The organism is Algorimicrobium algoritergicola, assembly GCF_008086165.1.
Classification (GTDB): Bacteria; Bacteroidota; Bacteroidia; order Flavobacteriales; family Flavobacteriaceae; genus Algorimicrobium; species Algorimicrobium algoritergicola.
This window is the reverse complement of the sequence record NZ_VSKL01000006.1, coordinates 147,158-167,545: the sequence shown is the minus strand read 5'-3', so window position 1 is coordinate 167,545 and position 20,388 is coordinate 147,158. Positions and strand designations below refer to the sequence as shown.

The 20,388-nt window shown below is 34.8% G+C and carries 18 protein-coding genes; 7 read left to right on the top strand and 11 right to left on the bottom strand.

Translation table 11 applies throughout. The annotated features are described in order from the left end of the window. Positions 1-120: 120 nt before the first annotated feature. Positions 121-2,493 (bottom strand): TonB-dependent receptor, encoded by a 2,373-nt coding sequence (locus ES675_RS14040; RefSeq protein ID WP_066255307.1) that lies wholly within the window; start codon positions 2,491-2,493, stop codon positions 121-123. Positions 2,494-2,652: 159 nt separating this feature from the next. Between ES675_RS14040 and ES675_RS14035 the strand changes: the two genes are divergently transcribed. Beyond that, the gene (locus ES675_RS14035; RefSeq protein WP_317041675.1) at positions 2,653-3,273 is read left to right on the top strand and encodes a YdeI/OmpD-associated family protein; all 621 of its coding nucleotides are present in this window, start codon (positions 2,653-2,655) and stop codon (positions 3,271-3,273) included. A 103-nt stretch (positions 3,274-3,376) separates the two neighbouring features. On the opposite strand, the gene yajC is transcribed toward ES675_RS14035, so the two are convergent. The 4 genes from yajC to ES675_RS14015 all read right to left on the bottom strand — a co-directional run bounded on the left by yajC (position 3,377) and on the right by ES675_RS14015 (position 6,434). After that, positions 3,377-3,670: a preprotein translocase subunit YajC gene (gene yajC / locus ES675_RS14030; RefSeq protein ID WP_066255301.1), complete on the bottom strand. Its 294-nt coding sequence runs from the start codon at positions 3,668-3,670 to the stop codon at positions 3,377-3,379. A gap of 8 nt (positions 3,671-3,678) precedes the next feature. Continuing rightward, positions 3,679-4,260, bottom strand: a complete 582-nt coding sequence (locus tag ES675_RS14025) for a DUF1573 domain-containing protein (RefSeq protein ID WP_066255295.1) — start codon at positions 4,258-4,260, stop codon at positions 3,679-3,681. Positions 4,261-4,309: 49 nt separating this feature from the next. Then, the gene (gene nusB, locus ES675_RS14020; protein ID WP_066255292.1) at positions 4,310-5,254 is read right to left on the bottom strand and encodes a transcription antitermination factor NusB; all 945 of its coding nucleotides are present in this window, start codon (positions 5,252-5,254) and stop codon (positions 4,310-4,312) included. A 76-nt stretch (positions 5,255-5,330) separates the two neighbouring features. Next, the gene (locus ES675_RS14015; protein WP_066255289.1) at positions 5,331-6,434 is read right to left on the bottom strand and encodes a Glu/Leu/Phe/Val family dehydrogenase; all 1,104 of its coding nucleotides are present in this window, start codon (positions 6,432-6,434) and stop codon (positions 5,331-5,333) included. 143 nt (positions 6,435-6,577) lie between these two features. Here ES675_RS14015 and ES675_RS14010 point away from each other — a divergent pair, with 143 nt between their 5' ends. Then, positions 6,578-8,335 carry an ABC transporter ATP-binding protein gene (locus ES675_RS14010; RefSeq protein ID WP_066255283.1) on the top strand — a complete coding sequence of 586 codons (1,758 nt, stop codon included), beginning with the start codon at positions 6,578-6,580 and terminating at the stop codon, positions 8,333-8,335. A 162-nt stretch (positions 8,336-8,497) separates the two neighbouring features. Then, positions 8,498-8,884: a PUR family DNA/RNA-binding protein gene (locus ES675_RS14005; RefSeq protein ID WP_066255277.1), complete on the top strand. Its 387-nt coding sequence runs from the start codon at positions 8,498-8,500 to the stop codon at positions 8,882-8,884. A 50-nt stretch (positions 8,885-8,934) separates the two neighbouring features. On the opposite strand, the gene ES675_RS14000 is transcribed toward ES675_RS14005, so the two are convergent. Both ES675_RS14000 and ES675_RS13995 read right to left on the bottom strand, forming a co-directional pair. Beyond that, positions 8,935-9,966 (bottom strand): lysophospholipid acyltransferase family protein, encoded by a 1,032-nt coding sequence (locus tag ES675_RS14000; protein WP_231931319.1) that lies wholly within the window; start codon positions 9,964-9,966, stop codon positions 8,935-8,937. Continuing rightward, positions 9,963-10,877 (bottom strand): bile acid:sodium symporter family protein, encoded by a 915-nt coding sequence (locus tag ES675_RS13995; RefSeq protein ID WP_066255274.1) that lies wholly within the window; start codon positions 10,875-10,877, stop codon positions 9,963-9,965. Before ES675_RS13995 ends, ES675_RS14000 begins: the two co-directional genes overlap by 4 nt. A 198-nt stretch (positions 10,878-11,075) precedes the next feature. On the opposite strand from ES675_RS13995, the gene ES675_RS13990 reads away from it, so the two are divergent. Further along, positions 11,076-11,633, top strand: coding sequence for a thioredoxin family protein (locus ES675_RS13990; RefSeq protein ID WP_066255270.1), 558 nt, complete (start codon positions 11,076-11,078; stop codon positions 11,631-11,633). Between the two features lie 16 nt (positions 11,634-11,649). Here ES675_RS13990 and ES675_RS13985 read toward each other — a convergent pair whose 3' ends face one another. From ES675_RS13985 to ES675_RS13975, 3 genes are all read right to left on the bottom strand, one after another. Continuing rightward, positions 11,650-12,354: a tetratricopeptide repeat protein gene (locus ES675_RS13985; RefSeq protein WP_066255264.1), complete on the bottom strand. Its 705-nt coding sequence runs from the start codon at positions 12,352-12,354 to the stop codon at positions 11,650-11,652. A gap of 113 nt (positions 12,355-12,467) precedes the next feature. After that, a complete protein-coding gene (locus ES675_RS13980) occupies positions 12,468-13,400 on the bottom strand; it encodes a peptidylprolyl isomerase (protein ID WP_066256925.1) in 933 nt (310 codons plus the stop codon). Between the two features lie 145 nt (positions 13,401-13,545). After that, positions 13,546-15,747, bottom strand: coding sequence for an ATP-dependent DNA helicase RecQ (locus ES675_RS13975; protein ID WP_066256921.1), 2,202 nt, complete (start codon positions 15,745-15,747; stop codon positions 13,546-13,548). Between the two features lie 256 nt (positions 15,748-16,003). Between ES675_RS13975 and ES675_RS13970 the strand changes: the two genes are divergently transcribed. The 3 genes from ES675_RS13970 to lptB all read left to right on the top strand — a co-directional run bounded on the left by ES675_RS13970 (position 16,004) and on the right by lptB (position 18,975). Then, complete coding sequence (locus ES675_RS13970; RefSeq protein WP_066256916.1) at positions 16,004-16,921, top strand: KpsF/GutQ family sugar-phosphate isomerase; 918 nt, start codon at positions 16,004-16,006, stop codon at positions 16,919-16,921. Continuing rightward, the gene (tatC, locus tag ES675_RS13965) at positions 16,921-17,754 is read left to right on the top strand and encodes a twin-arginine translocase subunit TatC (RefSeq protein ID WP_066256913.1); all 834 of its coding nucleotides are present in this window, start codon (positions 16,921-16,923) and stop codon (positions 17,752-17,754) included. The genes ES675_RS13970 and tatC overlap by 1 nt, the downstream gene beginning before the upstream one ends. A 480-nt stretch (positions 17,755-18,234) precedes the next feature. Then, positions 18,235-18,975, top strand: coding sequence for an LPS export ABC transporter ATP-binding protein (gene lptB / locus ES675_RS13960; protein ID WP_066256910.1), 741 nt, complete (start codon positions 18,235-18,237; stop codon positions 18,973-18,975). 521 nt (positions 18,976-19,496) lie between these two features. Here the strand turns inward: lptB and ES675_RS13955 are convergent. Continuing rightward, complete coding sequence (locus tag ES675_RS13955; protein WP_066256907.1) at positions 19,497-20,375, bottom strand: DUF808 family protein; 879 nt, start codon at positions 20,373-20,375, stop codon at positions 19,497-19,499. Positions 20,376-20,388: the final 13 nt, after the last annotated feature.

Genomic DNA, 20,388 nt, shown 5'->3' with positions numbered 1-20,388 from the left:
AGATTACAATAAAAGTGAAACGGTAATACTTTAAACATTAACGAAACACAAAAAAGTAAAAAAATCAAAGCCGATGATTATATAATCATCGGCTTTTTTTGTACTCAAAATACATTGAATTTAAAATCTATAATTTAGTATAGCTGCAAAACTTCTTGGATCCGTTTGATTAATATAACGGGTTCTGTAGGTATTATACCCTATTTCGTTAAATACATTATTTAAAAGTAATCGCGCTTGCCAATGCTTATTAAACGTATAAGCGGCTTGCATATTTACCAATGTGTAGGCATCCACATCAAACGGTTTTTGGTTTGGCACAATACCTTCATGCGTAATAGCACCAGAGGACCAATCGTTAACGGGACGTTCGCCTGTATAATATGCGCCTGCTCCTAATGAAAGACCTTCTAATTGACCTTTAAACGTGTAATTACCATATAAATTAAATGTATGATTTGGTGTGTTTAATGGTGAAGAGCCATAAACAAAGGACGTGTGTTCTTTATATTCTGCATCAATATAGGAGTAACCGGCTATGACTTCAAAATTCTCTAAAACACGACCCGTTAATTCCACTTCAATACCTTGTCGCTGATCATTTCCACCCTTTTCATAATATAATATAGTAGACCAAGAATCATCATAAACTGGAAGGTTAATATCCTTATTGTTTATTTTGAAATACGTTAGATTGAATCGTAAACGACTATTTAACCAATTTGTTTTAATTCCGGCTTCCAATTGATCATAACGTTCATTACCCAGTTCTTCGCCATTTTCACCTAATCTAGCAGCTGTTCTTGGATAGGAACTATTGGTATACGAAGTAAAGACATTTACGTTTTTTAAAGGACTTACAATTACACCAAATAGCGGATTAAAGGCTGTACTCCTAGTGTTTTCCACTTCACCAATTGTTTCTGTACTACTAATACGTGCGCCTAAAAAAGTTTTTAACCACGTATTCCAAGAAATAACATCTTGCGCCACTAAACCTAAAGCTCGTGTTTCACCGCCATTGTAATCTGTAGCGCCTAAAGTTAAGCCAGGCAAAATATTCGAATTATTTTGATATACATTAATGGTATCTACAACACCGGCCGATTGTGATGTTGTTGCATATTTTGATGTTCTATAATCAAACCCAACTTGAAAGGTATGCTTAATTTTTCCTGTTTCTAATTCGTCTCCAATTAAATCAAATTGCAGAACACTATTGTTATCAGAACGTGTTGATGTACTATAATTACGCGCACGCATTTGATACTGTGGTTCATTAGCAACGGACACGACGTTTCCCAAACCTGCACCTTTATCATTTAAATCTAATCCTGATGAAAAGAAAGCACCTTTTAATACTAATTTATCAGTTAATTTATGATCTAAGCGAATAGAATAAGTCGCGTTTTGTGTAATAGAACGATCATTTTCAAATCCTAAAAACTGATTATGGGGTAAATCGTATATCGCATTCACATCATTTTCGCCCAAATTAACAGTACCCAAATCGGGTGTACGGCTATCATCAAAATAATCCATTTCAACTGTTACTTTGGTTTTATCATCAATTCGCCACTCTAAAGACGGGTTGATATAAAAGCGTTCAGAAGAAACTAAAGAGCGATAACTATCTGCTCTTTCCAAAGCACCATTTATTCTAAAGGCTAAATTTTTCTGCTTATTTATAGGACCATAAACATCAAATGTTGGCCGTACTTGTCCATAACTACCCACACGTAAAGATACCTCACCACCATTGTAATATCTGGGCGTTTTAGTTACCATATTTATGACGCCGCCAGGACTTCCTAAATCCGTTGCAACCCCTTGTGTGATGGATGCAGTTCCTTTTAATACTTGAATATTATCAATGCCCTGCATATCTGTTAAAACACCAACACCACGAAAATCAGAATTAACACGCACGCCATTTTTCAGTATAGGAATTCCTCTAAACCCACGGGAGCTCATGCTTTCACGCTTATTACCATAGGTTGCAAATGTATAAACGCCTGGTACGTTTTTCGTAGCTTCAGAAATGGTTAAATTCCCTTGCTGCTCTATTAATTTATCTGAAATAATGGAGATACTTTGAATTTGCTCATAAGGCTCCAAAGGCAACCTCGTTAAGGCTTCAATTTTATCAGGATGCTTAAAACGGCTACCAAACACTTCTACCTCATCCAAATCGGTATCACTCTGCAAAGTGATTGTTAATTCACGTGTTTCATTAGATTGAAGTTCTATGCTCTTGTAAGCTGATTTAAATCCTACAAAGGAAACCTGGATTGTAAATGAGCCTGGCGACACATTTTCTAGATTAAAAAATCCATTTTCATTGGTGGTGGTTCCTTGCTTTGTTTCTTGAATAAAAACGTGCGCATAAGCCACGGGTTCATTGGAGGCAGAAACAATTGTTCCCGAAATTTTTGATTGCGAAAACGAAACTTGAAACGCTATCAAAAAAATACCATATAATACTTTGTTCATTGGTTAGTTATTTAGATTTATTTTAAATAAGCGACAAATATAACATCCTTTAATAAAAACACAAAGCTTATTTAGACTGAATTAAAATAAAAAATAGTAGATAACTGACATTCAATTCAATAAAAATTAGAATTAAAAACGGTTAAAAAACACGTACTTTTGAAACAACAATTAAGTATATCTATGAAAAAAGCAGATTCAGTTGAAGAATATATTGACAGCCAAGAAAAATATAAAGAAGCCCTTAGTCTTTTAAGAAAAATTATATTAAAAACGGATTTAGAAGAAACCCTAAAATGGCATGCGCCCGTTTATACCTGGCAAGATAAAAATGTTTTAGGTTTAGGGGCTTTTAAAAACCATTTTGGAATTTGGTTTTTTAATGGTGTATTTTTAAAGGATGAACACAATCTTTTAGAGCAGGCTCAAGAAAAAACAAAAGGACTTAGGCAAATGCGTTTTGAGTCTATTAGTGACATTAATAAAGACGCTGTTTTAAGTTATGTTAAAGAAGCTATTAAAAATCAAAAAGAAGGAAAAGAATTAAAAGTTGTTAGACTAGGAAAAACCGTTACTATTCCAGTTGAACTACAAAAGTATCTAGATAATCACACGGATTTAAAAACCGCATTCAACGCATTGACGCCAGGAAAACAACGGGAATATTGTGAGTATATTAATATGGCAAAGCGCGAAACAACGAAAGCATCCCGATTAGAAAAAATACAGCCCTTAATTTTAAATGGGTTGGGCTTATATGATAAATATAAAAATTGTTAATCTGGCTTGAAACACATCAAATTGAAATATTCTTAATGACTACAGAATCACAACAAAAAAAGCCACTCGTTGAGTGGCTTTCTTTTTTTTAAACTTGTAATATTTATTTCACCTTCTCTGGCTCATTGAGTTTTTTACTCATTTCCATAGAAATAGCCGAGCGATCAAATTTTATTTTACCGGCAAGGGTTTCAATAATACAGCTGGCGTCTTTATCATTAAAGTCAACAACTTTACCATGCATACCACTTTTAGTAATCACGCGATCACCTTTTTTTAATTCGGCTGCGAATTTTTTTTCTTGTTTTGCACGTTTCATTTGTGGTGCTATCATGAAGAAATACACGACAACAAACATCAAAATAAACGGTAAATATGTACTTAAACTTTCTCCCATCTGATTAATTAATCGTGGTTATGGCCTTCATGACCTGGTTGTGTACTGTATTTTCTTGGTGCAGCTTGCTGGTTTTGAACTGCTCCTGCTGGCACTTGGCTTTGGTTAGTTACTGCTGGTGCAGTAGCTCTTGCTGGTGCGTTAGGGTCTGGCTTAACAAATGCAGAAACTTTTACAGTTTCTTTACCCATTTCAGTATTAGCTGTAACGGTAACTGTTTTAGTTACTTTATTGGCACCTGTACCATCAAAAATAACTGTAAATTCGCCACTATCACCTGGTGCTAATGGTTCTCTACTCCAATCTTTTGGTACCGTACAACCACATGAACTTGTAATGTCTGTAATAACTAACGGCGCATTTCCTGTATTTTCATATTTGAAAACAGTTTCAACTTTAGATTTTGCTTCAATTTCACCAAAATCATGCTCACTCTTATCAAATGATAAAATTGGAAAATTAGAAGCTTGGGCATCTCTATCAGCTGCTTCAGTTACATTTGTTTCATCAATTTTTTTTGTTGCATCTTCTTTACAAGATGTAAACGCGATTAAGCAAAATGCGCTTAATCCTAAAAGTACTTTTTTCATAATAATAATAATTTTTTGTTCGGGCTGTAAATGTAAGAATTATTTCTTACTACATCAACCCACGTCCAACTTTATTTAAGGTATCAGATTCCGCGTATTCTTTTATCAGCTTATCTAAAATACCGTTTATAAATACACTACTTTTTGGTGTTGAATATTCTTTAGCAATTTCCAAGTATTCATTGATGGTTACTTTTACGGGAATTGATGGAAAATTTGTTAGTTCACAGATTGCCATTTGCAGTAAAACCGTATCAATACTAGCAATACGATCAGCATCCCAGTTTTGAGTTTTTTGGGCTATTGTCTCATTTAAACCATTCTGTTTTAAAATAGTTTTCTTAAACAATTCTAATGCATAGGCTCTATCATCTTCGTCCTTAAAAAGTTCTGGCAAGAAAAAAGTATCTGGAGAACTTGGTTTTACTTTACGCAATAATTTTAAAAGCGCTGTGTTTACAACAGGCAAATCGTCTGTCCATGTTAAACTTTGATCTTCCAAATAGTCATAAAGCTTATCATTAGGCGCAATGATTTCCTTAAACAACTCTACAATAAAATTTTTGTCTTCAGCAAAAGATGATGTTCGTGTTTGCATATAATCAGCATACAAATCCGACGCTAACATACTTTTAAAAATAACATCTACATATTCGCTATCCAACTCCCAATTGGTAACTTTATGATCCTGAAAAGCATCAGCCAAACGAATATTGCTTTTTAAAGCTACTAACAATTCGTTATTACTAAACTTTTTGTTGGGATCTTTATCCGCTGAAGTTGCTAATTGTTTTTGTTGCGTTTTCATCACGTAATCTTCCGATCGTTCTTGCAACTTTATTAATAAGGATAACTGTAATAAATACAGGTTATACATGTTTTCGATACTGCGTAATAAAAATGTCTGATCGGCTTTAAAATCGCCACCTTCTCCACCTTTATAGGCATAGATGGTTTGCATAACTTTTATACGAATATGTCTTCTGTTTAGCATACTTTCAAAGAACTTTAAATTTAAAGAGGCGAAAGTAGTCCTTTCGCCTCGCAAAAATAATATTTATTTAATCGAATTACTTCGAATTCTCATTTTTTCTTGCATCAATTCTTGCTTGCGCAATATTTACAGCAGCTGTATTGGTTGTCACATTATTTTTATTCGCATTCTTTAATATTTCCAATGTTGTATTGTAAATATTTTCAGTTTTGCGCATAATTTCCTTACGGTCGTAACCTTCTAATTCTGCGTATACATTAATAATGCCGCCAGCATTAATTAAAAAGTCTGGAGCCCAAACAATACCACGTTCCTGTAAAATTTTACCGTGTTTCTGCTCGACTGCTAATTGATTATTGGCAGCGCCTGCAATTACTTGCGCTTTTATTTTATGAACGGTATCATCATTAATAGTTGCTCCTAATGCACATGGTGCATAGATATCCATAGCTTCCGAATAAATATCCTTCCCACCATAAATAGAAACACCATACTTACTGCGTACTTCTTCTAAACGTTCTTGACTGATATCTGAAATAGTTACATTGGCACCTTCATCTACTAAATGTTCTACTAAAGCTTCACCAACATTCCCAATGCCTTGAACAAACACCGATTTACCTTCTAAAACATCACTTCCAAATTTATATTTAGCAGCAGCTTTCATACCCATAAACACACCATAAGCTGTTATAGGCGAAGGATTTCCAGCACCTCCAAGAGATTCAGAAATTCCAGTAACATAAGGTGTCACTTCGCGAACCGTATCCATGTCTGCAGTGGTCATTCCAACATCTTCAGCTGTAATATAACGTCCACTTAAAGAATGTACAAACTCTCCAAATTTACGCATCAATTCTGGCGTTTTTTGGGTTTTAGCATCTCCAATAATAACCGCTTTTCCACCACCAAGGTTTAAACCTGTTATAGCAGACTTAAAAGTCATACCTCTTGAAAGTCTCAAAACATCATTTAAAGCTTCCCATTCATTTTCATAATTCCACATTCTAGTTCCTCCTAAAGCAGGACCTAAAACGGTATTGTGAATTCCAATTATTGCTTTTAAACCTGTATCTTTGTCGTTGCAAAAAACAACTTGCTCGTGATTATCGAATGAGTGTTGACCAAAAACAGGGTCAATTTTATGTAATTCATTCGCATTAACAACGTCTGTTACCATATTAATTAAAGTTTAATGTTATTTGTGTTTTATACTATCTGTAAAAACAACGTGCAAAATTAAGGGAATATTAATGTTTAAACAACATAATTAATATTAAAATACGAATTTGTTAAAAACTTTATGCAAACTCAAATCTATTAATGAAAGAATTAAAGCATTTAAATAAATACTTCTTAAAATATAAAGGGAAAGTTATTATTGGGATTATTATTACCATTGTATCTAAAATATTTTTACTCTTTACGCCCGAACTTATTGGATCGTCAATTGATGTTGTGGATGACTTTAGAAAAGGCATTATCACAGATGTCGATATCGTAAAACAGAAACTCCTTATCAATATTGCCTTTATTATTGGTGCTGCCATTATTACGGGTGTATTGACGTTTTTTATGCGTCAGACTATTATTAATGTCTCCCGTTATATTGAATTCGATTTAAAAAATGAAATTTACCAACAGTACCAAAGGCTCTCTTTAAATTTCTATAAAAAGAACCGAACAGGCGATTTAATGAACCGAATTAGCGAGGATGTCAATAGTGTTAGAATGTACGCTGGACCAGCTATTATGTACAGTATCAACACCTTTACGCTCTTTGTTATTGCTATATTTTTCATGTACCGTCAAGCACCGTCATTAACCTTATACACCATTATTCCGCTGCCTATTTTATCAATTATCATTTATAAATTGAGTAAAAAAATCCATAAACGCAGTACCATTGTTCAGCAGTATTTATCTAAACTATCGTCCTTTACACAAGAAACATTTAGCGGTATCGCTATTATAAAATCGTATGGCATGGAGCAACAATCATCTATGAATTTTGATGAATTGGCTACCGAAAGTCGTGAGAAACAACTGGATTTGGTGCGTATTAATGCGTTTTTCTTCCCCATGATGATTTTATTAATAGGTTTAAGTAACCTTATCGTTATTTACGTCGGTGGATTACAATATATTGCTGGAGAAATCAGTCTTGGTGTTATTACCAAATTCATTATTTATGTCAACATGCTAACTTGGCCAGTAGCTACGGTTGGTTGGGTAACGTCCATAGTTCAAACTGCGGAAGCCTCGCAAAACCGAATTAATGAGTTTTTAAAAATTTCCCCTGAAATTCAAAACAAAGCGCTGCATGCATCGGAAATTAAAGGTGATATCGTTTTCAAAAATGTGTCCTTCACGTATGATGACACCAATATTCAAGCCTTAAAAGACGTGTCTTTTACGTTAAAAGGAAGTGAAACATTAGCAATAATAGGAAAAACGGGTTCTGGAAAATCAACCATATTAGATTTAATTGGACGCTTATATGATATTGAAAGCGGCGAACTTCTCATTGATGGCGAACCTATAGATCAAGTAAATCTTGATGATCTTCGGGATGCTATTGGGTATGTACCACAGGATGCCTTTTTATTTTCGGACACCATTAACAACAATATAAAGTTTGGCAAAGAGGATGCTACGGACGAACAGGTCATCCAAGCGGCTAAATATGCGCAAGTCCATAAAAACATAATAGGTTTTACTAAAGGTTATGAAACGGTATTAGGCGAACGTGGTATTACACTTTCAGGCGGACAAAAACAACGCGTTTCCATTGCACGAGCTATTATAAAGGATCCACAGATTTTATTGTTTGACGATTGTTTATCAGCGGTTGACACAGAAACGGAAGAGAAAATACTTAATAACCTAAAGAAACTTACTACTGGCAAAACAACCATAATAGTTAGTCACCGAATTTCAGCAGCTAAAAATGCGGATAAAATAATTATTTTAGATGCTGGTAAAATTGTACAAGCCGGAACGCATGAAGCCTTAATAGAAACGGATGGTTATTATAAAAACTTATATGAAAAACAATTAAGTGAATCTTCTAACACCTAGACAGGAAAAGACAAACCTCGTGTTTTTAACGATTTCATTTTTAACAACTTAAATACGTTTTAACAAGATACATAAAAGAAAATTCATAATTTGTTGGTTGGTATCTGATTTTTTTAGATTTTTGAGGAACTTATAATTTGTGTTTTTATAATATATATGACTATGGATAATAATGGAATGATGGAGAAAGAAGAGATTTTCTCAAAAGTATTACGAGCGGGAAGACGAACGTATTTTTTTGATGTAAGATCTACAAAAGCAGGCGATTATTACCTAACCATTACCGAGAGCAAAAAATTCACAAATGATGACGGCTCTTACCACTACAAAAAGCACAAAATTTATTTATACAAGGAAGACTTTTCGGAATTTAATACCATTCTAAAAGAAATGACAGATTACATCATCAATGAAAAAGGCGATGAAGTGATTAGTGAGCGTCATCAAAAAGATTTTAAGAAGGAAGAATATACGACTGAAACGGAAACCGTTGATGACGCACCAAAATCTGCTGGAAGTTTTACAGATATAGATTTTGACGATATTTAATTAGCATCCAACACATATAATGAAACCACTTTTTAGTGGTTTTTTTATGCTTATAATTTAACCGCTAAAAGCGATATCAATAAGGACAGTGTAAAATAAATCAATGCGAACTGAAAGCCCATACTCAACGCCAGAATAAGCGTCACCATGAGGAGCCATAAAGGCACTAAACTAATGACCAAACCAAACCGAAAGGTGGCTACAAACTCAACTTCTTTAATTTTAGGTTCTGCAAGAAATTTCCAAATAACATAAGGACCAATCAACAACACAATCATAAAAAATTTAAAAAATGCCTTGAGCATTTTGGGCTGCTTCGGTTTTTTTGAAGAACACGTTTGAAAATCAGAATTCAAACACGCATTAACGGCTTCGGGATTTAGAAAGTCGGCATCAACAGCTTGCAATTTATTTAAAGATTCTTCGTAAGTATCAGCTGGAATATGCGTTGTTAATTGGGTAATGGCCTGCCAAACATCATTTTTTAATCGACGTGCTTCCGAAGTCTGATCTGTTTCTAAATAATCTTTAGCCGAAATTTCAGAACCAAAATAAAGCGATACACTATCAGCAAACGCATCGGCTTGTTCATAATTTAAACCAATGGGAATCAGTTTTAAATCGGTTGATGGAAATGTACTTAATGTTTCAAAAACTATCCGTGTAAAACCCTTACTCAATGGTCTGACCGTTCGATTTATATGATGATTCCCTTCTGGAAATAATGCAACCGCTTCACCATGTGATAAGCACTTACTGCAATTCTCAAAAACGGCCGTATTATTGGTAACGGTATTCCATCCATCGCGAACTCTATAAACAGGAATCATATTCAAGCTGCGCAAAAGGGCATTAACCAGCGGTTTTTTAAAAACACTAGCACGCGTTAAAAAATAGGAAAACCTGCCAGATTGCGTGGCTATAAGTAAGGCGTCAATAAGGGCATTATTATGGTTGGAAACAAAAAGAACGGATTTCTTTAAAGGCACACGCTCTCGGCGTTTTACATGAATACGTCTGTAATAAAAAAACAACCCTATTCCAATATAAAAACGGACACTATGTAACCAGATTTTTTTCAAACAGTTTGAGCTTTAATTACTAATTTAGACGACCAAAAATAGGACAGTAATAATCCGGAAACAATATGCCAAATCCCCCAAAAAGCAGCCATAATAGCCATACCGCCTAGGCCATTAAAAAATGTAAATATCAGTAATAGTCCAATCCCTGAATTTTGAATCCCCGTTTCTATAGTCAACGTTTTCTGATTTTCATAGGATAGTTTAAAAGCGCGTGCTATTAAAAACCCTAATAAAAAAGCGAGTATATTATGACTAATACCAAGCACTAAAACATGGTGTATATATTCTGAAAAAACATCCAAATTGTTCATAAGCGCAATAATAACAATACCCACAAATACGATTATTGAAAATGGCTTTAGCCAATGTGCTAAACGGATGGCTGTTTTTGGGAATTTATTACGAACGAACATCCCACAAATTAAAGGAATCCCTAAAATAAGTAAAACAATTTGAACCATATCAAATGGATGTAACGAGACATCCTGTAACAAAGCTGCTGTTGGCTGATATAAATTGCCATAAAATTCAAAATTAAATGGTGTCATAATAATAGCAATAAAAGTTGAAAAAGCGGTTAAACTCACTGAAAGCGCTGTATTTCCGCCTGCCAAATGTGTCATGAAATTAGATATATTTCCACCAGGACAAGCAGCCACCATCATCATGCCCAAAGCTATGCTCGGTTGCGGATTCACCAAAACTATAAAACCATAGGTCAACAAGGGCAATAAAACAAATTGACTGAACAATCCAATTAAAACTACTTTAGGCGTTTTAATCAAGGCTTTAAAATCCGCCACTGAAATTCCTAGTGCCACGCCAAACATAACAACAGCAAGCGCAATGTTTAGAATCCACAAATTATTGGAATCAAAATGAATTTGAACTCGGTCAAGTTCCTGCATGAAAAGAAAGGCGTTAGTTAGTTGGCTAATTAGAGTTGTAATATGATAGTAAAATTTTAAAATAGCAAATCAAATTCCAATAAATTAGGTATCGCATTTTCAAAAGCTTTATTAATGGTAATCTAAAATAAAAGTTAACAAATTGGGCGTAAGTCAAATATTACTTAACTTTATTCCAACAAAAAAAAAGAATGTAATATGGCGCAAACACCTTCAAACATGCTTCCTTTAGGCACAAAAGCTAAAAATTTCAATTTAAAAGACACGGTTTCTAATGACATGGTAACGCTAGAAAGTGCTAAAGGTGTTCACGCAACCGTAATCATGTTTATTTGCAATCACTGTCCATATGTTATTCATGTGAATTCTGAACTCGTAAAATTAGCAAAGACATATAAAAGTAAAGGTGTCAATTTTATTGCTATTTCTAGTAATGATGCGGAAAACTATCCGCAGGATGCACCAGAGAAAATGAAGGAACACGCGATTAATGAAGAATATATTTTTCCGTATTTATACGATCAAACACAAGAGATAGCCAAAGCCTATCAGGCTGCCTGCACACCAGACTTGTATGTGTTTGATAAAGATTTAGAATTAACCTATCGTGGTCAGTTGGACGATTCCCGTCCTGGAAACAATTTACCAGTAACAGGTTCTGATTTACGCCATGCTTTAGACTGTATTATTGAGAATAAAGAAAATGATAGGTCCCAAAAACCGAGTATGGGTTGCAATATCAAATGGAAAAAGTAATCCGTATTTTAAATTCTTAATGAGTTACTTTCGTTTCATAAGCTGAAACAAATTTCTTGGCACGTTTATTACTAGGGTTTAATTCAAGGGCTTTTTTATAATGCGTAAAAGCCAAAAGGCTATCACCTTGCGTTAAATAGCCATCTGCCAAACTATCATAAGCATTATCACTATCAGGGTGTAACGCCGTATTGAGTTTAAAAATAGATATAGCATCACCATACTTCTTGTCTCTTAAAAATTCATATCCCATACTATTAAATTCACGCTCGTTTATAAATACCGAAGTGGAGTCTTGTTTTCTAATGGCTAGAAAACCTTGAAGCGCGGCCTCATAATTTTTATTTTCTAAATGCATAGACGGCGTATTAAAAGTGTCGGACACTTTTTCATAGGCATACGTAATAGAATCGCCTGCGTTTTCAGGAATAATAGCTAAATAGGATGTTTTGGTATTTGGGTGTTTCAAAAAACGTAATTTCTGATACATATCAGGAACAAAAAAGGAGTGTTCATCTAGAGCTACCGGTTTAATTTCTGCACCTCGCCAATTTAAAAACAAATGATCATCTTTATAAAAAACGTCAATAACAGCATCTGGATTGTATAAATAACGACCCGAAGTCTCTGCTTTTATAGCATTGGTATAATGGACACTGTTTGAACAGCTTGTAACAAAAACAACAATGAAAACTGATAGATATGTATACGCTAACTTCATAAAATTATATTTTTTTGTGATGATTTCTGAAAATTAAGCAAAAAAAAGTCCCATTAAAAATGAGACGTTTTTTTTACTATTTGTTACAGTTTAAATACGTTTTCTTCTAAAAATTATTTAACGTTAACCAGTTCTACATCAAAAATTAAGGTGGCATCGCCTGGAATAACACCACCAGCACCACGTGCACCATAACCTAAATGACTTGGAATAACCAATCGGGCCTTATCACCTACTTGCAATAAGCAAATACCTTCATCCCAACCAGCAATAACTTGACCAACGCCTACTTGAAATTCCAGCGGATCTTTACGCTTGTATGATGAATCGAAAACCGTTCCATCAGCTAATTGACCTTTATAATGTACTGAAACCGTTTGACCTTTTTGTGCTTGAGCACCGGTTCCTTTTTGAAGGATCTGGTAACGCAAACCACTTTCTGTTTTATCAAAACCAGCGGCTAATTTATCTAATTCTGCTTCACCCGCTTCTTTTTCTTCAACTAAGCGCTTTTCGCGAGAACCTTCAAACGTTCTGAATGCTTCAACCGCATTAAATTTTTCAGCATCGGCTCCAACACGTATAATTTCTAATGTATCAAGCGAATCACTTTGCGCAATAGCATCAACGACATCTTGACCTTCCAGTACTTTTCCAAAAACAGTATGATTACCGTCTAACCAAGGTGTTTCAACATGTGTAATAAAAAATTGACTCCCATTTGTTCCAGGACCTGCATTAGCCATCGATAAAATTCCTGGCGCATCATGCTTTAAATCCGGATGAAATTCATCGTCAAATTTGTAACCTGGATTTCCAGTTCCGGTTCCTTGTGGACAACCACCTTGAACCATAAAATCTGGAATAACACGGTGAAATTTTAAACCATCATAATAAGGCGTGCCTTGCTTTTTAGCAGAATTCTCTAAATTCCCTTCAGCTAAAGCAACAAAGTTACCCACCGTTCCTGGTGTTTTTTTATATTCTAAAGCGACTAATATGTCACCTTTATTAGTATGAAATTTTGCGTATAATCCGTCTTGCATCATATTGTTTTTTAATGAGCTGCAAAGATAAGGAATGATTTGAAATTACCGAATTCCGATTTAATAATTTTAAAAAGCATCTTTTTGAAAACGTATTTAAAAACTGAAAACCGCAAGCTAAACACTGAATACTGATCACTGATCACTAATTCGCCACCTCACTAATAAACTTAATCCGGTATAAACGCAACTCTTCATCGTCATAATCCCCATCAAACTCATCAATAGCGACATCAATTTTATCCGTATCAGCTTCCATGAAATAATCATGAATTTCTTCTTGCTGATCTTCATCTAAAATATCTTGAATCCAATAATTGATATTCAATTTAGTGCCAGAAAAAACAATGGCTTCCATTTCCTTTATAAAATCGCTCATAGACATCCCTTTAGCCGAAGCAATATCGTCTAGCGGTAACTTTCTGTCAATATTTTGAATGATGTATAACTTGAGTGCCGAATTGATACCTGTAGATTTCACGATCATATCATCCGGACGAACAATCTCATTCTCGTCAACATAGCGTGTAATTAAATCCACAAAATCGGTTCCGTACTTTTTAGCTTTTCCGTCTCCTACACCATGTACATGGCTCATTTCTTCAATAGAAATGGGATATTTTAATGCCATATCCTCTAATGATGGATCTTGAAAAATAACAAATGGCGGCACACCTAAACGTTTGGCATTGCGTTTTCGTAAATCTTTAAGCATATTCATTAATGCCACATCGGCAACGGCTCCGCCACCTTTAGATGCAGTAATAATGGCTTCATCCACTTCGGCATTAAATAAATGGTCTTCCGTCATCATAAACGATTTCGGATTTGCCAGATACGCTAAACCTTCGAGCGTTAATTTTATAACACCATAGGTTTCAATATCTTTTTTAAGAAAACCAGCAACTAATACTTGACGCGTTATAGCCATCCAATATTTATCACTTTCAGAACTACCGAGTCCAAAAAACGGCTGTTCGTTGGTTTTATGAGAAATAATTAAAGCATTCTCTTTACCTATAATAACCTGGACTAAATCTTTAGATTTATATTTTTCATTCGTTTTGGAAACCGTATCCAGGAGTAAAACAACATTGCTCTTGGCTTCATGCTGCTTTTTAGGATGACGCATATTATCATCCATATCGGCACCATCGCCAGTTTCTGAATCAAATTCTTCACCAAAATAATGAAGAATGAATTTTCGTCTGGATATAGATGTTTCGGCATAAGCCACAACTTCCTGAAGTAAGGCATGACCTATTTCCTGTTCAGCAACAGGTTTACCAGACATAAATTTTTCTAACTTTTCAATATCTTTATAGGCGTAAAATGCTAAACAATAGCCTTCGCCTCCATCACGACCAGCACGACCAGTTTCTTGATAATAACTTTCTATACTTTTAGGAATATCATGGTGAATTACAAAGCGAACATCAGGCTTGTCAATTCCCATTCCAAAAGCAATGGTTGCCACCACAACATCGGCATCTTCCATCAGAAACATATCTTGATGGTTGGCTCGCGTTTTAGCATCTAAACCGGCATGATAGGGCACAGCTTTAATACCATTTACTTGTAACGTTTGGGCGAGTTCTTCAACACGCTTGCGACTTAAGCAATAAACAATACCCGACTTTCCTTCGTATTTCTTAACAAAGCGAATAATATCCGCATCCACATTTTTAGTTTTCGGGCGGACTTCATAATATAAATTAGGCCTATTAAAGGATGCTTGAAAAGTCATAGCATCATGAATGCCTAAATTTTTAAGAATATCTTCTTGAACCTTTGGTGTAGCCGTAGCTGTTAATCCAATAATAGGAATATTATCGCCTATACGTTCAATAATACTTTTCAAATTTCGGTATTCCGGTCGGAAATCATGACCCCATTCACTAATACAATGGGCTTCATCAACGGCCATAAACGAGATTTTCACAGATCGCAAAAACTCAACATTTTCCTCTTTCGTAAGGGACTCGGGTGCTACATAAAGCAGCTTGGTAATGCCCGCTGTTATATCGTGTTTAACTTGTTTTATTTCGGTTTTATTCAAAGACGAATTTAAAACGTGCGCAACACCATGGTGATCAGAGACACCACGAATGGCATCTACTTGATTTTTCATCAAAGCAATTAAAGGAGATACCACAATGGCAGTACCTTCTTGCATCAACGCTGGCAACTGGTAACACATTGATTTTCCACCACCCGTTGGCATGATTACGAATGTATCTTTTCCCGATAAAAGACTTTTTATTACTGGTTCCTGCAAGCCTTTAAAAGCACTAAATCCAAAATAGGTTTTTAATGCGCCGTGCAAGTCATTTTCATTTACAGACATGTATCGTTTTTAAAATATTATTTTCCCTCATTTAAAACGCACTGTATCGAATTTTGCTATTAATTAATTACGAGTGCATTTACAGAACTCTCATAATTATTTTTGTTAGCTTTGCAACATTCAAAAACCAACAAATTAATTATTTAGTTTGAATAACTTTAAAGATAATAAAATCTTTAAAAGCATCAACCCAAAAAAATAATAAATTTTGAAAACTCAAAATACCATCTTACAGACTGCCATACAGACTATTAACATGGAAAGTCAAGCCATTGCTAACCTGTCTACCTTAATAGATACCGATTTTTCGGATGCCGTCACCTGTATATTTAATTCCAAAGGCCGTGTTATTATTACAGGTATTGGTAAAAGTGCCATAATTGCCACTAAAATTGTAGCCACTTTGAACTCTACCGGAACACCCGCAGTTTTTATGCATGCAGCGGATGCCATTCATGGCGATTTAGGTTTAATTCTTGAAGACGATGTTGTAATCTGCATTTCAAAAAGCGGAAATACACCAGAAATTAAAGTGCTCGTCCCATTTATAAGGCGTGCAAAAAATAAAATGATTGCTATTACAGGTAATCGCGATTCGTTTTTAGCAAAAAATTCTGATTTCCTACTCAATACCTTTGTAGAAAAGGAAGCCTGTCCTAATAATTTAGCACCAACAACCAGTACTACGGCACAATTAGTAATGGGTGATGCCCTTGCGGTTTGCTTATTAGAACTTCGCGGATTTACCAGTAATGATTTTGCCAAATACCATCCAGGTGGTGCACTAGGTAAAAAATTGTATTTACGGGTGAGTGATATGAGCGACGTGAATGAAAAACCACAAGTAAATTCAAACACCAATATTAAGGAGGTTATTATTGAAATTTCCGAAAAAATGTTAGGCGTTACAGCCGTTGTAGATAACCATAAAATAGTGGGTATAATTACGGATGGTGATTTAAGACGCATGCTGACAAAATCCAACGACTTTAGCAATTTAACCGCAAAAGATATTATGGGTCCAAACCCAAAAAGTATTGATGCAAATGCCATGGCTGTTGACGCGAAAGAATTGATGGAATCTTATGGTATTACCCAACTATTAGTTGAAAAAAACGGTCAATATGCGGGCATCGTTCATATTCATGACTTAATAAAAGAAGGCATCATATAATGGCAAAAAAGAGTATCAATGAGATGTCCTTTCTGGACCATCTGGAAGATTTAAGATGGCATTTAATTCGCGCAACATTTGCTATTTTAATAGCCGGATCTTTCGCTTTCTTATTATCCGACTTTATTTTTGAAACCATTATTTTCGGCCCAAAAAGGATGACCTTCCCTACCTATCAATGGCTGTGTAAAGCATCTCAATTTATAGGAATTGAAACCACCTTTTGTCTAGAAGAGTTTCCCTTCCGTATTCAAAACAGAACAATGGCAGGCCAATTTTCTGCACACATCTGGACCTCTATTTATGCGGGATTAATTATAGCGTTTCCGTATGTGGTATATCAATTCTGGAAGTTTATCAGTCCTGGCTTAAACCCAAATGAACAGAAACATTCACGTGGTTTTATTATTGTTACCTCCCTTTTGTTTTTTATTGGTGTCCTATTTGGCTACTACATTGTAACACCTTTATCTATTAATTTTTTAGGAACCTATAATGTGAGTAGTGAAATTTCAAATGAAATAGATTTGAGCTCCTACATTGCTTTAGTACGATCATCATCACTAGCCTCCGGACTCGTGTTTGAACTGCCAATTGTGATTTACTTTTTAACTAAAATCGGACTGGTAACACCACAAATCCTTAAAAAATACCGCAAGTTTGCGTTGGTAATTGTCTTAATTATTTCGGCTATTATCACACCTCCAGATATTGCGAGTCAAGTTATTGTGGCTATTCCAATTTTGTTATTATACCAAGTAAGTATTTATATTTCCAAAATAGTAGTTAGAAATCAAGCCAGACAAGCTAAAAAGGATTTGAAGAAGAAATAAATTTTAAACCGAAAAGGCGTTAAACTTTATTTAAATTGATTGCATTCGTTTTATTAAAGTCACAATAGTTAAACATTATATTATCTTTCTTTAAACTCTAAATCGGCCTATCGAAAATTTATCGTGAAATTAGACATAATAAGAACGTGAAATTTTAGGCTGTTTGAGCAGTCAATTTTTTAAAATCGAGCAAAATTTTGTTAGCGAGTTCCTAAAATTTAGTTGTTGAATGAAAAATTTAGATAAAGATTCGTAAGCCTAGACTTTTTTGTTTCTTTTTTGGGCAATGCAAAAAAGAAAATTTAAATTCGAAGTCGATATGTATTTCAGTGGCAATTGAAACTAAATCAAAACGTCATATTACTTTTAACAAGCAACAGGAAAATTTTAAACCGAAAAGGCGTTAAACTTTATTTAAATTCAATTAGAAACATAAAATTGTCGCCATGATTTTACTATTTTAGCCCAGAGTATAAGCCTATGAAACTAAAAGCAGAACATTTAATGAAATCCTATAGCGGCCGAAAAGTCGTTAAAGATGTATCTTTAGAAGTTAACCAAGGAGAAATTGTTGGTCTTTTAGGACCCAATGGTGCTGGTAAAACGACCTCGTTTTATATGATTGTAGGTCTAATTAAACCCAATGGCGGAAATATTTTTTTAGAAAACACCAACATTACCAAATACCCTATGTATAAAAGGGCACAAAATGGTATCGGTTATTTGGCACAAGAAGCCTCCGTTTTCAGAAAATTAAGTATTGAAGATAATATTTTAAGCGTTTTGCAACTTACCAAATTAAGTAAGAAAGAACAAGTACATAAAATGGAATCGCTTATTGATGAATTTAGCTTGGGACATATTCGAAAAAGTCGAGGCGATTTATTATCAGGTGGTGAGCGTCGTCGTACAGAAATTGCACGTGCCCTAGCAACCGATCCTAATTTTATTCTTCTAGATGAACCCTTTGCTGGAGTAGATCCCGTAGCCGTTGAAGATATTCAGCGTATCGTGGCACAATTAACCAAAAAGAACATAGGTATTTTAATTACCGATCACAACGTACAGGAAACATTAGCCATAACAGACAGAACCTATCTCATGTTTGAAGGTAGTATTCTAAAAGCCGGCGAACCTGAAGAATTAGCCAATGATGAAATGGTACGTAAAGTGTATTTAGGACAGAATTTCGAACTGCGTAAAAAGAAAATCAGAGAGTAAATCAGTGTTCAGTATTCAGTGTTCAGTGTTCAGTGTTCAGTGTTCAGTGTTCAGTGTTCAGTGTTCAAAAAATAAAAATTCTAAGAAATAAATACCAAATTTATAAAAAGGAATAATAGTGTTCTTTTTATTTGAAACGTTCACCCATTCCACCTCATACCTCATACCTCATACCTCATACCTCATACCTCATACCTCATACCTCAACACGCAAAAACTTCGCCACTTTGCTATTCCGCGAGAAAACTATTCAACTCAACAACAAACAACTCTGCGCCTTTGAGTCTTTGAATCTTTGCGACTATGCAACTTTGCGCCTCTACGTCTTTGCAACTTTGCGACTTTGCGACTTTGCGACTTTGCAAGAAAACTATTCAACTTAACAACAAACGACTCAACAACAAACAACTCTGCGCCTTTGAGTCTTTGAATCTTTGCAACTTTGCGACTTTGCAACTTTGCGCCTTTGCAACTTTGCAAGAAAACTATTCAACTCAACAACAAACAACTCCACATCCTTTCTATCCTCTCACCATCCCAACAACCCAAAGCACCACTTTGAAAACAACAACGGCCAAAAGCCCGATAACCAAACCAATTAGAAACTCTCTAATAAGCGCTGGCCATGATGCTAATATAGGGTGAAAGAAATCTAAATTATGGGCAAAAATACCACCAGAAACAAGTAGTAAAGCAATAGTTCCAATGACTGATAAACTTTTTATAACATAAGGCAAAGCACCAACTAATAGCGTTCCAAATCGGTATGCAAACCCCGTTCCATTACTTTTTTCTATAAGTTTTAAACCAAAATCATCCATTCTAACTATTAAAGCTACAATGCCATAAACACCAACTGTTGCAATAATAGCGACTATAGTAACTACAATAATTTGAAGTAATAAAGTCTGTCCCATCACGGCACCTAAAGCAATAATCACAATTTCAACCGACAGAATAAAATCAGTTATAATAGCAGATTTCACCTTTGTTTTCTCTAATTCAAGAACTTCTTCTTCGGTTAGTACAACTCCAACATCAGGCGTAGAACCTTCAGCATGTTTATGGGGCACAACATATTCATAAATTTTTTCAGCACCTTCAAAAGCCAAATAAATCCCACCTAAAACTAAAATAACCGTCACAGCGGCTGGAAAAAAAGCGCTTAATAAAAAAGCAATCGGTAGAATAATGAGTTTATTTATAAAGGAACCTTTGGTAATGGCCCATAAAACAGGGATTTCTCTAGAGGACACAAATCCAGATGCTTTTTCGGCATTCACAGCCAAATCATCACCTAAAATCCCGGCTGTTTTCTTGGTGGTCACTTTGCTTAAAACCGCCACATCATCCATGAGTGCACCAATATCATCAAGTAAGGCAAAAAATCCTGAAGCCATAAAAAAAGTAAGT

Coding starts and splice junctions, on each gene's coding strand:
- ES675_RS14040 (WP_066255307.1), bottom strand. CDS start 2,493: ATGAACAAAGTATTATATGGTATTTTTTTGATAGCGTTTCAAGTTTCG.
- yajC (WP_066255301.1), bottom strand. CDS start 3,670: ATGGGAGAAAGTTTAAGTACATATTTACCGTTTATTTTGATGTTTGTT.
- ES675_RS14025 (WP_066255295.1), bottom strand. CDS start 4,260: ATGAAAAAAGTACTTTTAGGATTAAGCGCATTTTGCTTAATCGCGTTT.
- nusB (WP_066255292.1), bottom strand. CDS start 5,254: ATGCTAAACAGAAGACATATTCGTATAAAAGTTATGCAAACCATCTAT.
- ES675_RS14015 (WP_066255289.1), bottom strand. CDS start 6,434: ATGGTAACAGACGTTGTTAATGCGAATGAATTACATAAAATTGACCCT.
- ES675_RS14010 (WP_066255283.1), top strand. CDS start 6,578: ATGAAAGAATTAAAGCATTTAAATAAATACTTCTTAAAATATAAAGGG.
- ES675_RS14005 (WP_066255277.1), top strand. CDS start 8,498: ATGGATAATAATGGAATGATGGAGAAAGAAGAGATTTTCTCAAAAGTA.
- ES675_RS13995 (WP_066255274.1), bottom strand. CDS start 10,877: ATGCAGGAACTTGACCGAGTTCAAATTCATTTTGATTCCAATAATTTG.
- ES675_RS13990 (WP_066255270.1), top strand. CDS start 11,076: ATGGCGCAAACACCTTCAAACATGCTTCCTTTAGGCACAAAAGCTAAA.
- ES675_RS13985 (WP_066255264.1), bottom strand. CDS start 12,354: ATGAAGTTAGCGTATACATATCTATCAGTTTTCATTGTTGTTTTTGTT.
- ES675_RS13980 (WP_066256925.1), bottom strand. CDS start 13,400: ATGCAAGACGGATTATACGCAAAATTTCATACTAATAAAGGTGACATA.
- ES675_RS13975 (WP_066256921.1), bottom strand. CDS start 15,747: ATGTCTGTAAATGAAAATGACTTGCACGGCGCATTAAAAACCTATTTT.
- ES675_RS13970 (WP_066256916.1), top strand. CDS start 16,004: ATGGAAAGTCAAGCCATTGCTAACCTGTCTACCTTAATAGATACCGAT.
- tatC (WP_066256913.1), top strand. CDS start 16,921: ATGGCAAAAAAGAGTATCAATGAGATGTCCTTTCTGGACCATCTGGAA.
- lptB (WP_066256910.1), top strand. CDS start 18,235: ATGAAACTAAAAGCAGAACATTTAATGAAATCCTATAGCGGCCGAAAA.
- ES675_RS13955 (WP_066256907.1), bottom strand. CDS start 20,375: ATGGCTTCAGGATTTTTTGCCTTACTTGATGATATTGGTGCACTCATG.